Annotated in this window: 13 protein-coding genes; 5 read left to right on the top strand and 8 right to left on the bottom strand. The window is 33.1% G+C overall.

The annotated features are described in order from the left end of the window. Window positions 1-206: 206 nt before the first annotated feature. Entirely contained in the window at window positions 207-1,763 is a 1,557-nt protein-coding gene (gene putP / locus BTM19_RS06330; RefSeq protein WP_029378259.1) for a sodium/proline symporter PutP, read from the bottom strand. A 501-nt stretch (window positions 1,764-2,264) separates the two neighbouring features. On the opposite strand from putP, the gene BTM19_RS06325 reads away from it, so the two are divergent. Further along, window positions 2,265-4,217: a fructose-1,6-bisphosphatase gene (locus BTM19_RS06325; RefSeq protein WP_058625696.1), complete on the top strand. Its 1,953-nt coding sequence runs from the start codon at window positions 2,265-2,267 to the stop codon at window positions 4,215-4,217. 168 nt (window positions 4,218-4,385) lie between these two features. On the opposite strand, the gene BTM19_RS06320 is transcribed toward BTM19_RS06325, so the two are convergent. Beyond that, window positions 4,386-6,185, bottom strand: a complete 1,800-nt coding sequence (locus tag BTM19_RS06320; protein ID WP_029378257.1) for a cation:proton antiporter — start codon at window positions 6,183-6,185, stop codon at window positions 4,386-4,388. Window positions 6,186-6,493: 308 nt separating this feature from the next. Here BTM19_RS06320 and BTM19_RS06315 point away from each other — a divergent pair, with 308 nt between their 5' ends. Together BTM19_RS06315 and BTM19_RS06310 are read left to right on the top strand one after the other, a co-directional pair. Continuing rightward, window positions 6,494-7,543, top strand: coding sequence for a YkvI family membrane protein (locus tag BTM19_RS06315; RefSeq protein WP_058625698.1), 1,050 nt, complete (start codon window positions 6,494-6,496; stop codon window positions 7,541-7,543). Between the two features lie 244 nt (window positions 7,544-7,787). Further along, entirely contained in the window at window positions 7,788-9,203 is a 1,416-nt protein-coding gene (locus tag BTM19_RS06310; RefSeq protein WP_029378255.1) for an anion permease, read from the top strand. A gap of 88 nt (window positions 9,204-9,291) precedes the next feature. On the opposite strand, the gene BTM19_RS06305 is transcribed toward BTM19_RS06310, so the two are convergent. The 5 genes from BTM19_RS06305 to BTM19_RS06285 all read right to left on the bottom strand — a co-directional run bounded on the left by BTM19_RS06305 (window position 9,292) and on the right by BTM19_RS06285 (window position 13,055). After that, entirely contained in the window at window positions 9,292-9,849 is a 558-nt protein-coding gene (locus BTM19_RS06305; protein ID WP_029378254.1) for a cysteine hydrolase family protein, read from the bottom strand. A 146-nt stretch (window positions 9,850-9,995) separates the two neighbouring features. Continuing rightward, window positions 9,996-10,586, bottom strand: a complete 591-nt coding sequence (gene mhqD / locus BTM19_RS06300; RefSeq protein ID WP_038679138.1) for a methylhydroquinone degradation carboxylesterase MhqD — start codon at window positions 10,584-10,586, stop codon at window positions 9,996-9,998. A 30-nt stretch (window positions 10,587-10,616) separates the two neighbouring features. Further along, entirely contained in the window at window positions 10,617-11,516 is a 900-nt protein-coding gene (locus BTM19_RS06295; protein WP_038679140.1) for a VOC family protein, read from the bottom strand. A gap of 81 nt (window positions 11,517-11,597) precedes the next feature. Beyond that, a complete protein-coding gene (gene mhqE / locus BTM19_RS06290) occupies window positions 11,598-12,554 on the bottom strand; it encodes a ring-cleaving dioxygenase MhqE (RefSeq protein ID WP_029378251.1) in 957 nt (318 codons plus the stop codon). Window positions 12,555-12,623: 69 nt separating this feature from the next. Beyond that, window positions 12,624-13,055, bottom strand: a complete 432-nt coding sequence (locus tag BTM19_RS06285; protein WP_029378250.1) for a MarR family winged helix-turn-helix transcriptional regulator — start codon at window positions 13,053-13,055, stop codon at window positions 12,624-12,626. Between the two features lie 210 nt (window positions 13,056-13,265). Here BTM19_RS06285 and aldA point away from each other — a divergent pair, with 210 nt between their 5' ends. After that, a complete protein-coding gene (gene aldA / locus BTM19_RS06280) occupies window positions 13,266-14,717 on the top strand; it encodes an aldehyde dehydrogenase (RefSeq protein ID WP_038679142.1) in 1,452 nt (483 codons plus the stop codon). A 94-nt stretch (window positions 14,718-14,811) separates the two neighbouring features. On the opposite strand, the gene BTM19_RS06275 is transcribed toward aldA, so the two are convergent. Beyond that, complete coding sequence (locus tag BTM19_RS06275) at window positions 14,812-15,792, bottom strand: metal ABC transporter solute-binding protein, Zn/Mn family (RefSeq protein ID WP_029378248.1); 981 nt, start codon at window positions 15,790-15,792, stop codon at window positions 14,812-14,814. A 174-nt stretch (window positions 15,793-15,966) separates the two neighbouring features. Here BTM19_RS06275 and BTM19_RS06270 point away from each other — a divergent pair, with 174 nt between their 5' ends. Beyond that, on the top strand, window positions 15,967-16,245 hold the full coding sequence (locus BTM19_RS06270) for a GNAT family N-acetyltransferase (protein ID WP_029378247.1): 279 nt from the start codon (window positions 15,967-15,969) through the stop codon (window positions 16,243-16,245). Window positions 16,246-16,368 lie beyond the last annotated feature (123 nt).

Raw genomic sequence — 16,368 nt, 5'->3', positions numbered from 1 at the left:
ACGCTCTTGTCGCAGCAATAAAAATCATTGTGACTAGAGCGTTTTTCATACTCATGTCTTTAATTCCATAACGTCATCAATATTTGACATAAAAAATGCTAACTTCCCCCTTAGAAGTTAGCATTTCACGTTCTATATAAAATTTCTCCCTTATTACATTACACTGAACATGTGAGTATTAGTCATAATTTAAACCCCTTTTTAAATTATGATTCACTCTGTTCATCTTTATTTTTTAAAATTCGACGCACATCAGCTAAATCAGTAGCTACATCGATCTGTGGTTTTTTAGTCAATTTACTGACTATGAATGTAACAATCAGACTTGCTAAAAAACCTGGTACGATTTCATATAAATTAAAGAAATCGTTTGTTTCTCCTAATGGCTTAACAAATGCAATCCATAGTATAACCACTATTGCACCTGACAACATACCGCTAATAGCACCAGTACGGCTTAAACCTTTCCAATATAACGAAAAGAGCACTAACGGTCCAAATGCTGCACCAAAACCTGCCCAAGCGTTACCTACAAGATTTAATATCGTATCATTAGGCGACCATGCAATCCATATAGATATTATTGCAACTATTATAACTGATAAACGCCCAACCAATACAAATTCTTTTTGATGTTCTTTAGCGGCTTCTTCACCACGAAATAACTTATAAAAGTCTTCTGTTAATGAACTTGATGTCACTAACAATTGTGAAGAAATTGTACTCATAATAGCAGCTAAAATTGCAGCAAGTAAAAATCCGCCAACAAGTGGATGGAACAATATTTGTCCCATTAAAATGAATAACGTTTCTGGATCTTTTAACTCTAGTCCACCACTATTTACAAATGTGATACCTACCAGTCCAACACCCACTGCACCAAGCAAGCTAATCGCCATCCAACCTATACCAAAACGTCTAGCTGTCGGTAATTGCTTGATAGATTTGATTGACATAAAACGAACAATTATATGTGGTTGGCCAAAATAACCTAACCCCCAAGCAAAGAAAGAAATAATACCTATAAATGTTGTTCCTTTAAATAAATCTAAATTTGTTGGTTTTAATTCTGCTGCTTGTGATATGGTATCAAGACCACTTAATTGCATCATAGCCACTATCGGAACCATTACCATAGCAATTATCATAACAACCCCTTGGAAAAAATCTGTTAATGATACCGCTAAGTAACCTCCGAAGAATGTATATACAATAACTATAATTGCCACTAATAACATACCAAAGTGATAATTCAATCCAAAGGCACTTTCAAACAAAACTCCACCTGAAACCATTCCGGAGTGAGTGTAAAGCGTAAAGAATACAACAATAATTCCACCTGCAATTATTTTAATCAGGTTAGATTTATCATCTACTCTATTTTTAAAGAAATCTGGTAATGTAATTGCATCTCCTGCCTTTTCCGTATAAACACGAAGACGAGGTGCTACAACTACATAGTTTATGTATGCGCCAATTGTTAAACCTATGGCTAACCATGCTGCAGATAATCCAGTTGAATACACTTCTCCTGGTAATCCCATAATCATCCAACCACTCATGTCAGATGCCCCCGCAGACAATGCGGTCACATATGGACCAATATTTCTTCCACCTAACATATATTCGCTTACGTTGCTCGTAGATTGTTTAAATCCATAGTATCCTATGCCTAATAAAATAATAAAATAAGCACTCAGCATAATATATGTTTGCCAATTTGGATCTACTTGGCTCGATAATGATGCCCCCAATGTAAACATGAAACAAACTCCTCCCCTTATAATTTTGTTACATGCATATATTATACAAAAATAATCATCAAATTAAACAATAAATCGTAAATTTTTTGTTACCTTATATATATAACAGCCTAATATCACGCTCTAAACACTGATATTAAAAGATTTTGCCACCAACAAATTATAATAGTATAATTACACGATTAAAACAAAAATACCTCTTTTAACATTCATAAAAACGTATGTTTACCACAACATTTATATAAATACCAAAAATAATATATTTGAGTAACATCAAATCATATCACTTCAATTATGCTATTTTAAATATTCATATAAAACATCTTTTCGTACTAGATTATACAATCAATCCATATCTTCGAATTTAATTAAAATTCATAATATAATAAGTAGTAGACAAAAGATTGTATTTTAATGCTACAATAAGAAACATATAATGGAAGCGTTTTACTATTTTATTTTTATACTTTAGAAATTTATTCAACTGGAGTGACATAAATAATGCATAATTCAACAGACAAGAGTGTAAAAGAAAGATTTTTAGATTTACTTTCTGAACAATTTAATACAAAAGAAGCGCTCGCAACTGAAATCATCAATTTAGAATCTATTTTGGAACTTCCAAAAGGGACAGAGCACTTTGTTAGTGATTTACACGGAGAATTCCATGCCTTTCAACATGTTTTACGAAATGGTTCAGGAAATGTTCGTTCAAAAATTAATGATATTTTCCAAGATACGCTGACGCGTAAAGAGATCAATGAGTTTTCTGCCTTAGTTTATTATCCCGAAGAAAAATTACAACTCATTAAAAATAGTTTTAGTTCAAAATCAGAATTAAATGAATGGTATATCACGACTATTAACCGTCTAATTAAACTTATTACTTATGCCTCATCAAAATATACACGGACAAAACTACGTAAATCTTTACCTGAAAATTATGTTTTTATTGTTGAAGAATTATTATATAAAAGTAATAAATATAATAATAAACACTCATATTATGAAACGTTAATCAAACAAATTATAGAACTAGAACAATCAGATGATTTAATTATTGGACTATCTTTCACTGTACAACATCTTGTAGTAAATCACTTACATGTTGTCGGTGACATATACGACCGTGGACCTGAGCCAGATAAAATTATGGAAACACTCATAGACTACCCTTCTGTCGATATTCAATGGGGCAATCATGACGTACTATGGATTGGAGCATATGCAGGGTCTAAGGTTTGCCTTGCAAATTTACTTAGAATTTGTGCACGTTATGACAATTTAGATATTATTGAAGATGCATATGGAATCAATTTACGACCGTTATTAACACTTGCCGACAAGTATTATGATGGCTCAAATCCAGCTTTCCGTCCTAAAAATGCCGAAGGTTTATCTGAGTTAGAGTTAGAACAAATCACTAAACTCCATCAAGCTATAGCTATTATACAATTTAAATTAGAAGCACCAATTATCAAACGTCGACCTGCATTTGAAATGGAAGAACGTTTAGTATTAGAAAAAATTGACTATGATAAAAATGAAGCAACACTTTACGGAAAAACATATCCATTAGAACACACTTGTTTCCAAACAGTTGATCCTAATGACCCAAACAAATTAACTGATGAAGAAGCAGATGTCATCGATAAATTATTATTATCAGTTCAACAATCTGAAAAGCTAAAACGTCACATGACTTTCCTTATGCAAAAAGGTAAACTCTACTTACCTTATAATGGAAACTTACTTATCCATGGTTGCATTCCCATCGATGAACAAGGCGAAATGGAATCAATGGTGATTGATGGAGTGAAATGTTATGGCAGAGATTTATTAGACCATTTCGAAGAGTATGTACGAATAGCATTTGACCATAAAGATATTCAAGATGATTTAGCAACAGATTTAGTTTGGTATTTATGGACTGGTAAATACTCTTCCCTATTTGGTAAACGTGCAATGACTACATTTGAGCGCTATTTCATTAAAGATAAAACAGCGCATAAAGAAACTAAAAATCCTTATTATTATTTACGTGAAGATGTAGATATGTGTAAAAAAATGCTAAAAGACTTCGGTCTAGATCCTGAACAAGGTCATATCATTAATGGTCATACACCAGTGAAAGAAATTGATGGGGAAGACCCAATTAAAGCTGATGGTAAGATGATTGTCATAGATGGTGGATTCTCAAAAGCTTATCAATCAACAACAGGTATTGCAGGATATACGCTACTCTATAATTCGTTTGGTATGCAGTTGGTGGCCCATCAACACTTCAACTCTAAAAAGCACGTATTGCTTAACGGCGCTGATGAATTATCAATTCGTCGTGTCGTAGATAAAGAATTACAACGTAAAAAAATTCGCGATACAAATACTGGGCATGAAATTCAAGCACAGATTGATATTTTAAAAGAATTAATGCATGATCGTTTTGTAAACTAGATATACTCATAAAACAGAATATATAAAATAATCCGAGACATAGTTTTATGTCTCGGATTTTCTATGAATATAAGAAGCCTCTATAAAACATACAAAAAAACTGTCGACAAAGCTAAATGTTTTGCCGACAGTTTAGGCTGAGAACATGTTCTCACTTTTTGTCACTTCTTATATATTTTGATGTGAGTAAGCATCTTTTAAATAGCCTATTACGCCATCTTCAGCTTCAAAGACAAGCTGATTACTACGCTTAAATGTTACTACACTATTATTATCTATATGATAGAGTACCATATCATTTTTAGTTAATTGATTTTGTTTTTTCGCTGGTATTTCTAAAATATTGTGTTCACTTATATAACGATTAAACCAACGTGACGTGAAATTCCAATCAAACAGAATATGATTTCTAATTGGTCCATCTAGGTTACTACGCTCATGTTCATCGCTAAACGACACTGGCATCATATCTACATGCTTCAAACCAAATTCTGGAACTAACTCATTAAATGCTAAACTATTAAATATAAAAGATTGTGTCATCAATATACATTTATTGTATCTTGTCATATCTGCGTATATTCGATCATTACTTGATAGTAAGTTTCCATCAAAAACTTCAAAACCTAATTCTTTTGAACGTTGTGTTGTATTACTAAATAAATTAAATGTCATAACTGGTATATTATGACTTTTTAATTTTGCTCCAAGATGAAAAGAAAATTCACTTTCCCCTACTATAATAATACCAGGTGGTTCAGTACTAGATATACGCATAATTTTACTTAATGGTAAAAAGCTAAACCCATATATCACAACAGTAATAAACACTAAGCCAAAAGTAACTGGCGTTATATATTCTGCCATCGGTGTTCCTTTTTCAATAAATAAACCACCGAAAAATTGCGCTACAGTTAGTACAACAATACCTCTAGGAGCCATCATTGACACCATTGCTCTCTCACGTTTAGATATCTCAGTGTTTACTGTAGACAATAGGATAGAAATTGGTCTTACTAAGATAATCATAATTGCACAAAAAATAAATAATTTCCAAGACATGACACTTTTTAATACTTCTAAAGTTAACGAAGAAGTGATTAATATAAATACAGTAGAAATCATGATCGATGATGTATTTTCAATAAAATGATCTGATTCCTTAAAGATTAAATCATGTCTCTTCATACGCGCCATCATCAGACCAAATATTGTAACTGCTAATAGGCCTGATTCCGGTAAAATCTCATCACATATTGAAAAAATTAATAAGATAAAAATTAATTGTATCGGTGGCATCAAATTTTGTGGTATAAGGTCTTTTTTAATTAACCACATAAATAAGTATGATGCACCAAACCCTATAGCAATTGCAATGAATAAACTTATAATAAATTTAGCTATTAATTGCAAATCAAACCCTTGTTCTATAATTTGAAAAATATAAAATGCGCCTAAAGCAAGCATTGGTCCAATAGGATCAAGGATAATACTTTCCCACCTTAGTATTGAATCAACACGCTTTTTAACTTTAGCTTGTTTTAATAATGGCTGAATTACAGTGGGTCCCGTAATCAAAAATAAGCCACCCAACACTAACGAAATAGATAGTGAAAAACCAATAATATAATGTAGCGTGACTGCCCCAAGTATCCAAGCAATAATTGCACCTATTGTGATAATGCGTATAACCGCTTTAGAAATTCCTTTAATTTCACGAAAATCTAAATTACTGCTTCCCTCAAACAGGATAATTGCCACTGCTAATGAAACTAAGGGACTAAATACTTCTTCTCCTAAACTTTCTTGTGGATTGATCAAACCAAATACTGGTCCTACAAGCAATCCAACGATAGCCATAACTACGATAGACGGCCATTTAATTCTATTCGCAAACCATTGACTAAAAATACCCAATGCCAAAAATATAACAATGAGTAATGTTAAAGGTAAATTTAATAATGACACATGACTCACACTCTCCCAATTTTTTATATTTATTACCCGGTATTTTTATGTAATTAGCTACTGAATTAAAGCATAAAATAAAGCAATAAGAAAACATATTATCAAAAATTATATCTTAACGCACTAAAAGTGTTTTCCTTTTATTTTATTACTTTATCTCGCTCCCGAAAGTTCACCCTATATAAACAATTGTACTCACTATATAAACTTTAATGTTTAATTTTACTTTATTTTCATATAGAATGATTCATTGTGATACTTTTCTAAAAAATTTTATAATCTAAAACAATGAAAGGATTTCAACTTTTATGACAAACTTGAAGGAAATTATTATTGTAGCTTTTGCATTTGTTGGCGTTGTTGTGGGCGCTGGATTTGCAACCGGGCAAGAAATTTTTCAGTTTTTTACAAGTAATGGGAATTTTAGTGTTTATGGTGTGTTTATTACAGGCTTCATCATTACAATTGGCGGTGTTTTTGTACTACGTACTGGCTATCTTCTACGCTCTCATAATCATACTGAACCAATTAGGCACTATTTACCGCGTCCTATCGCAACAGTATTCGATATTATTTTGACATTATTCTTATTTGCGCTAGCTATGATAATGACAGCTGGTGGCGCATCAACAATTCACGAAAGTACAGGAATGCCTTATGTATTAAGTTCATTAATTTTAGTTCTCATTATTTTACTAACACTGTTCTTAAAATTTGATCGTCTTATTACTGTTTTAGGTATGGTCACACCATTTCTAGTGATTATTGTTACAATCATTGCTATATATTATTTTTCTACAGGTCAATTAAACTTCAATGCTGCACATCATTATGCAAACAGTGAAGGTCGCTCAGATCAATGGTGGTGGTTTGATGCTATTAATTACGGCAGTCTACAAATTGCCGCCGCTTTTAGCTTTTTATCAGTTATGGGGGGGCGTTTAAAATTTGAGAAATCAACAATTTGGGGAGGTATATTAGGCGGTATCATCATCACTTTCTTACTCTTAATGCTCAACTTAGGTATGATTACTGAATTTACTCAAATTACAGGTGTTGCGTTACCTTCGTTATTGTTAGCAAAACAGATTTCTCCAATTATTGGATTTTTTATGTCGATTGTAATGGTATTGGTAATTTATAATACCGTTGTTGGTCTTATGTATGCTTTCGCTTCAAGATTCACTACTCCTTATAGTAAAGCTTATTATCGACTAATCATTGTGATGACAATCGTTACATTTGCCACAACATTTATTGGTTTTATTGAATTAATAGGCAAAGTATTTCCAGTTATGGGCGTATTTGGTTTTATTCTATTAATACCAATCTTGGTAAAAGGAATATTACGAAAATAGACACATTTAATTTTACATGGCGACTTTATGCTTAATACCGTACTATAAAACGTTATTATAATTTTTCAAAAGATTCATCTATTTAACACCAACTTTACAATATGTATTGTCATAATTATAATTATTATGACAAATTTATAATAAATTAATAGGATAAGAAAATATATGGGCACTATAAATTATATTTCTCATTTCTATATTACTATTTTTTTATCACAATCATACGTAAAGGAAGATGATTCTAATGCACGAAGGCATTAACTACAAAAAGTTTATTTTCCCTATCGTTGCAGGTATTATCATCTGGCTATTCACACCACTTAGACCAGATGGTTTAGACCCTGCTGCTTGGCACATGTTTGCTATCTTTGTAGCAACAATCATTGGTTGTATTACACAACCACTACCGATAGGTGCAATCGCCATGATAGGTTTTACATTAACTGTGTTAACTAATACGGTTAAAATTGATACTGCTGTAGCGGGATTTGGTAATAGTAGTATTTGGTTAATTGCAATGGCCTTTTTCATTTCTAGAGGCTTTGTGAAAACTGGTTTGGGACGACGTATTGCATTGCAATTCGTTAAATTATTCGGTAAGAAAACCCTTGGCCTAGGGTATTCACTCATCGGTGTTGATTTAATACTTGCACCTGCCACGCCAAGTAACACTGCTAGAGCAGGAGGCATTATGTTCCCCATTATCAACGCACTATCTCGTTCATTTGGTTCAAAACCTGAAGATGGTACACAACGTAAAATGGGTGCTTTTCTTATCTTTACAGAATTTCATGGTAACTTAATTACCGCAGCTATGTTTTTGACTGCTATGGCTGGTAATCCACTTGCACAATCTCTTGCAAAACATCAAGGTGTTGATATCACTTGGATGAACTGGTTCTTAGCGGCATTAATTCCAGGTATTATTTCGTTAATACTAGTACCACTTATAATTTACAAAATGTATCCACCAGAAATTAAGGAAACACCAAATGCCAAGTCATGGGCACAAAACGAACTCACTGATATGGGTATTATGACTAAAAGTGAAAAGTTCATGATTGCAATTTTTATTATTGCACTTGGACTTTGGATTCTAGGTAGTACTTTAAATATTAATGCCACTTTAACTGCCTTTATCGCACTGTCACTATTACTCATCACAGGTGTTCTCACTTGGAATGACATCCTTAAAGAGACTGGTGCATGGAATACATTAGTTTGGTTCTCAATCCTAGTGATGATGGCAAATCAACTCAATGAACTCGGCTTTATTCCTTGGTTAAGTGAATCGATATCAGGTAGTTTAGGCGGCTTAAGTTGGCCAATCGTTTTAATTATTTTGATACTCTTTTATTTCTATTCACATTATCTATTTGCGAGCTCAACCGCGCATGTTAGTGCAATGTACTCAGCCTTACTCGGTGTAGCTATCGCTACGGGAGCTCCACCATTATATAGCGCATTAATGTTAGGTTTCTTCGGAAATCTAATGGCTTCTACAACACACTATAGTAGTGGCCCCGCACCCATCCTATATTCAGCTGGCTATGTTTCACAAAATCGCTGGTGGACTATGAATGCAATACTTGCCTTCTTCTATTTTATAGTATGGTTAGGCGTTGGATCACTGTGGATGAAACTCATCGGCCTTATGTAATATTTAACCCCAAGTCATGTCAAACACGTTAAACATAATTACTTATGTTTAGGCGTCACAAACGATGACTTGGGATTTTTTAATTAAGTTATTTACTTGTCCATAAATCTGTGGTTATTATGTCAGCGTATCTTGTTAAAATTTTATTGAGTAAAAATTGATGTTTTTCTTCATCTTGGTCGGTTATAGCATCTGATAATATAGTCAGTTTATAATCCTTATCTGCCGCTTCAGTAGCCGTTGATAGTACAACACCACTAGTACTTACTCCAGTCAAAACCAGGTGTTCTACTTGTAGTCCACGCAATAACACTTCTAAATTACTGCCTGTAAATGCACTCAATCTATGTTTTGTAACTAGTGGTTCATGTGCTTGACGTCCTAATATGTCAATAATTTGTGTCTCTTCATCTACTTTATTCATCGCTATGCCATTAGCTTTCATTTGTGCAAACATTTTATTATTAGGTGAAACCTCTAAAAAGTCTCCTGTAAATGCAACACGTATAAAAATGACCGGTATATTTTGCTGACGAGCAAAATTGATTGCTTGTTTATTAAAATGTATAACGCTATCTTTCTGTTTTAACCCACTCACTATTCCATTTTGCATATCCATGACAATAAGCGCTTGGCGATTCCGCATTTATTAATTCCACCTTTTTATTCTATTGGGTATTCAACAAACATTATAAATGATTTTTTAATCACTTACTCAAATTAAACTCATATAAAAAAAGCCACCGAACATCATACTGCACTAATGTATAATGTCGATGACTTATTATTTTATTAATCTAATAATGATTGTCCTGCTGCTACACCTGCTTGTGTTAATTCATGACTATTAACCCAAACTTGTTCTACTTGAGCACCACGACTTTCAAAGATAGTGATTACATTTTCACTAGCTTCAACAGGAACAATCGGATCATTTTTCCCCATTGAAAGCAATACATTCATGTCACTTAAATCTTTGTTATTAACAAGATCTACTGGGTATAATGGCGCATATAATAAAGCTTTTTCAAAAGATGTGTCCGGATGTAAAATCATGCTGATTGCGATGTTTGAACCATTTGAAAATCCAACAGGTATTGCTTTTGATAGGTCAAAACTATAACGTTCAGACGCTTCTTTTAAAAATGAGATTAATCTATTAGTACGATATTCTAAATCTTCTAAATCGTATTTTCCTTCTCCAAGTCTTTTGAAGAAACGATTCATACCATTCTCAGAAATTTCACCTCTGATACTGAGAATATTGTATTTAGGATTAAGCGCTTGACCTAATGGTATTAAATCATTTTCATCTCCGCCAGTACCGTGTAATAAAATGAACGTTGGTGCGTTTGCTTCACCTTCTCTAAAAATATGTTCCATAAATTTTCATCTCCTTTTTCATCATTAATGTTAAATGCGTATCTGTGGTAATAATCGTAATAACTCTTCTCTTCTATCTTCATACTGTGGCGGTAATACTAACTGTTGACCTAATTGCTCAAATGGTTCGTCTATTGTAAACCCAGGACCTTCTGTTGCAAATTCAAAGATAATACCACCATGTTCTTTCATGTAAATTGCATTAAAATAGCTACGATCTTTAACTTCTGTTACGAGATAACCTTTATTACTCATATAAGCTTGCCAATCAAGATGTGCTTGGTTTGTTGGCACTGACCAGGCAATGTGATGCACGACGCCAACTCCCCAATGAACGTTTGTGTCAGCAATTTGTTTTCTCACTATAACATGATGACGCCACTTACCTTGCGTTTCAATATGAATATATGCTTCATCTTCGTTCGTTTTAACCAGACCCATATCAGTTGTCAATGTTTTTACTGTCTCTTGTGGGTTTGAAGATAATAGTGTGACACCATGAAAACCTATAATGGCTTGTTGGTCTCTTTGCACTTTATCATCTTCTACTAATGCTAGCGGCAATCCGTGTATATCTTCAAACTCTAATGTTTTAGCTTCAAATAATTGCGTAGTCGTTGTTTTTATTTTATTTACTTCTAAATGCTGTGCCCAAGACTCTATAGATCCTTTTGGAACTCTGAAAGCAATACGTTCTACCTGCCCGTTACCAATATGTCCTTTGTGTGTATTTGGCCAGTTGAAGAAAGTAATGATTGTGCCATTATCTACTGAATCATTCGCAAAATATAAATGATAAGTTGAAGGATCATCATAATTTACCGTTTTCTTGATTAGTTTCAAGTTTAATATATCTCTATAAAATTTTATATTTTCTTCAGGGTTACCTACAATTGCTGAAATATGATGGATATGTTGAATTGCCTCCATATTACTCCCTCCTATCTTTCTAATTGTTTTATTATTATATTTTCAATATAATTTTGTTTTTTTAATCATGATCTTAACTAATTATCTTCTAGTGTTAAACGGACGTATTTCTGATTCAATATACTCACGTTGTGACTCTAAAAATGGTGGTAACGCTAAACTTTCGCCTAACGTTTCATAAGGTTCATCATCCATAAATCCAGGACCATCTGTTGATACTTCTATTAAAATATGACCAACACGTGCATATAGCGCCTCGAAGTAAAATCTATCGACTAAACCTGAATTACCTATGCCAGCTGCTTTATATTTTTCTAACCACTGTTCAATTGCTTCATGATCTTTCAATCTAAATGATACGTGGTGTACTTCACCATAACCTTGTCTCGCTTCAGGACCTTCAGTATCTTTTCTCAAAATAACTTGGCCGCCATTACCGCCTTCGCCAACTTCTAAAATTGCTACATCTGATTCTTCAATAATTGCTTTCATACCATAAATTTCTTCTAAAATTTTCTTAAAGTCTTCAAAATAACTTACAGTAATTTCAATAGGTCCTAAACCATAAATCGCTTTATCATTCGGTACTGGGCCCTTGTTCCATGGTTTACCAGGTGCAACGCCTTCATTATGTTCATCAGATACAAGTTGGTAACTTTGTCCATCTGCTTCTTCAAATGGTAATACTTTTGTACCAAATAACTCTTGAATTCCTTCATGTTGCACTCCAAAATCATTAAAACGTTGTTCATAATATTCAAGAGCCGCGTCATTAGGTACTCTGAATGATGGGCGTGTAATTGAGTTTGTGCCAGGTGCACCTTTAGGAATATTAGGAAAATCAAAGAAGGTCATATCCGTACCTGGAGAACCTTCATCATCTGCAAAAAATGTGTGATAAGTGTATATATCGTCTTGGTTGACTGTTTTCTTAACAAGTCTCATGCCTAAGACTTCAGTGAAAAATTTATAGTTTCTTTCAGCGTCATCTGTCATAGCTGTTACATGGTGAATTCCTAATAATTGATTATTTGTCATAGTAAAACTCCTCTTTATTATTTTATCTCGATTTCGAAGTAATTTAATTTAAAATTTTAAGTGCTACTACTATTCTATAGGTTGAGCACTCAGTTTTTTTAAAGCTTGTTGCAATACAGTTAATTCATCATTAGTTAATACAGAAAATGTTGATTCTAATGTTGAAGCATGATCAGGAAAAATTTCATCCATCATTGCATAGCCTTTTTCAGTTAACGATGCATTCGTCACACGTTTATCTTGTTCATCACGTTGCCTATTAACGCATCCTTTTTCTTCAAGTTTATCGACAACATAGGTAATACTACTACTTGCAATAAGTACTCTATTACCAATACGTTGTATCGGTTGGTCGCCTTTGTTATAAAGTAATTCCATAACTGCAAATTCAGTTACATTTAAGCCATGCCTTTGGACATCCTTCTTAACAATCTTCATTAAATGATCCACCGTTCTATTTAAACCAACAAACGAATTTAAAGATTCTTTCGTACGATCCATAGAATTCACCAACTTCCTGAATTTTATTTCGAATTCGAGATAAATTATAACTCCCATTTTTCAATAAGTCAAACGTTTAAGTATAAAAAGTATATCAACAAATCCTGAATAACCTCTAATAAGCTGTTCTGCTCCTAATTTCATTATTAACTACAATCATTTACTCTTAGAAAAATAAAGTATTTCGTTTTCATAGTGATTATCAGTGGTATGCATAGAGTGTGGAGGTGTCAAACATTGAATCAATTATTTATAAACAATGAATTTATCGAAAGTAAATCAACAGACACTATGGACGTAATCAATCCTGCAACCGGAGAAAAAATAGATACAATAACATTTGCTACTGAGCACGAGGTGAACGATGCAGTTGCTAAATCTAAACATGCCCAACTAGAATGGGAGCAAACACCAGAACCTGCTCGCTCAGATCACGTTAAGTTATTAATACCCCTACTCGAAAAAAACAAAGATGAACTTGCAACATTATATGTTAAAGAACAAGGTAAAACGCTCGCATCTGCAAAAGGTGAAATAGATAAAGCAATACAATTTATTGATTATATGACAAGCTTAAGTATGAACAATAAAGGGGAAGTTTTACAAAATACTAGAGAGAACGAGACCATTTTACTAACTAAAAAGCCAATAGGTGTGACCGCAGGCATCGTTCCATGGAACGCGCCTATTATGGTATTAATGAGAAAGGTCATTCCTGCGATAATCACAGGTTGTTCTGTAATAATTAAACCGAGTGAAGCGACCTCATTAATTACACTGAAAATTGCAGAACTCATTCGTGATTCAACAATACCAGCAGGACTTGTGCAAATACTTCCTGGTACAGGAGAAACAGTAGGTACTCAATTAGCACAACACCCTGATATCCAACTCATTTCACTTACAGGTAGTATGAGAGCTGGTAAATCAGTGTATGCTGAAAGCGCCAATACAGTTAAAAAAGTTAATTTAGAATTGGGTGGTAATGCACCTGTGCTAGTAACTCCTAATGCGAACTTAGACAAAGCCGTTGATTATATCGTTACTGCCAGAATCAATAATGCTGGACAAGTATGCACATGCCCTGAACGTATTTTTGTGCACGAGGACGTTCACAAGGATTTTGTAAATAAATTAAAAGCTAGCATGGAACAATTAACAGTAGGTGACCCATTCGATAAACAAACTGATTACGGTGCCATTATTAATCAACAACAACTTGATAGTATCGATGAAAAAGTACAAAATGCCATAAAAAATGGCGCTACTTTAATTACAGGAGGGCATAAGATAGAGCGTTCTGGTTTTTTCTATGAACCAACTATTTTAGATAACGTAAACGTTGAAGATGATGCTTTTAAAAATGAAATTTTCGGTCCTGTTCTACCTATCGTAACTTATCAAGATTTTGATGCTGTAATTGCACAAGCTAATGATACAAATGCTGGTTTATCATCCTTTATTTTCTCTGAAAATTTAAAAGAAATTATGTTAGCTACTGAAAAACTTAAGTTTGGTGAAGTCTATGCAAATTGTGAAGCCGAAGAAGTAGTGAACGGATTCCATGCAGGTTGGAGAGAATCTGGTATTGGTGGTGCCGATGGTGTACACGGTTTAGAAGAATATTACAACACAACTGTTTCTTATATAAGATATGATTAAAAATATGATATAGGAAATTTTAAAATAATTATCTTTTTAGTCAAATAGTAGCAAAAACCCCTGAGACGTTATCTGTCTCAGGGGTTTGTTAATCTTATTCATTTAATGCTTTATCTAATGATTTTATATTTCGTTTCATTAAGGATTGATAAGTAATATTTCCCTCTTTGCTTTCTTCTTTAGAAAGTGTTGCCATATTGTGAAAACTTAATGGCGTTGAATTAGATTCTTTCTGTATTACATCGGTAACTTTAGATGAAATATTTTGTTCATAAAGTACATAAGGTTGTTTAGTCTGTTTGATATTGTTAACGATATTCATCAAATCTCTTTGACTAGGTTCTTCGTTATTCATACCACTGACACCTTCTTGTTTAAATCCATAACGATTGGCTAAATAACCAATAGAATCATGAGAAATTACTACAGTGTCACGCTTTGGATGCTCCGTAACTTCAGTTAATCTCTGGTTTATATTATCTAAATCGTTAACAACTTGCTTATAATTGTTCTCATAATAATCTTTATGTTGAGGATCTTTTTTTGCTAAATCATCCTTGATCGATTTCACCATTTTTTTATTAAGTACTGGGTCTAGCCAAACATGTGGGTCTTCACTACCCTCTTCATGTTCATGTCCTTCCTCTTCGTGAGCATGTTCATGTCCTTCATGCTCGTGGTCATGTTCATGATTTACAACTAAATCGTCATGTGTAAAGTTAGCTGCTAATGCTAATTTCAAATCTTTATTATTAATAGAACCTGCGATTTTTTTAGCAACTGGATCCATTTCTTGGTTAGAATAAATAAACAAATCACCCTTTGCAATGTTGACCATTTCCTTTTGGGTCGGTTCAAAGGTATGCATATCAGCACCTGGCGGATAAATAGATTTTACATCTACATATTTACCGCCTATTTGTTCTGTAAAACTTTGAAACGCAAATACTGTAGTATAAATTTTAAGTTTATTTTTTGAACTGACGTCTTTGTTTTCGCCTTTATTGATATTGCCACATGCACTTAACATTACAACAACTACACATGCCATAATGAGTATTATACTTTTTCTCAAAAAACGCCCCTCCAAATCGAAATTATTCCGTTAAAACTATAAACTTATTTTCATGATATTTCAATGGTTTTTACTTAATCTACTAATATTCTTTCTTTATTCAAGACTCGTTTTGTTTAACATTCATTCAAATGTGATATTTAATATATATGACTTATAAATAGGAGAGATAGTATGGCTGAAATTAAACAAGGTTCAAACAAGTTTTATATCGGTGACGACGAAAATAATCCACAAGCACAAATCACTTTCCAACCTCAAGGAGATAATCAAATCAATATTGATCACACTGGTGTTCCTAAAGAACTAGGTGGCCAAGGTATCGGTTCACAACTAGTAAAATCCGTAGTTGATTATGCTCGTGAAAACAATTTAAAAGTTGTTGCTAGTTGCCCATTTGCTAAAGACGTGATTGAAAAAAATGATGAATATCAAGATGTATACGCTGGATAAAGCTATAATTTCAAATCAAATAGCATTAATATTTGATTCGTTCGACATGTCTTTATTTCATTTGCATACAAACGAAAGGTGAAACTAAGCAGAAATAAATGTCCTAGTTTCACCTTTTTTATT

It is taken from the genome of Staphylococcus xylosus, assembly GCF_002732165.1.
GTDB lineage: Bacteria > Bacillota > Bacilli > Staphylococcales > Staphylococcaceae > Staphylococcus > Staphylococcus xylosus.
This window is presented reverse-complemented; position numbering and strand designations above follow the sequence as displayed.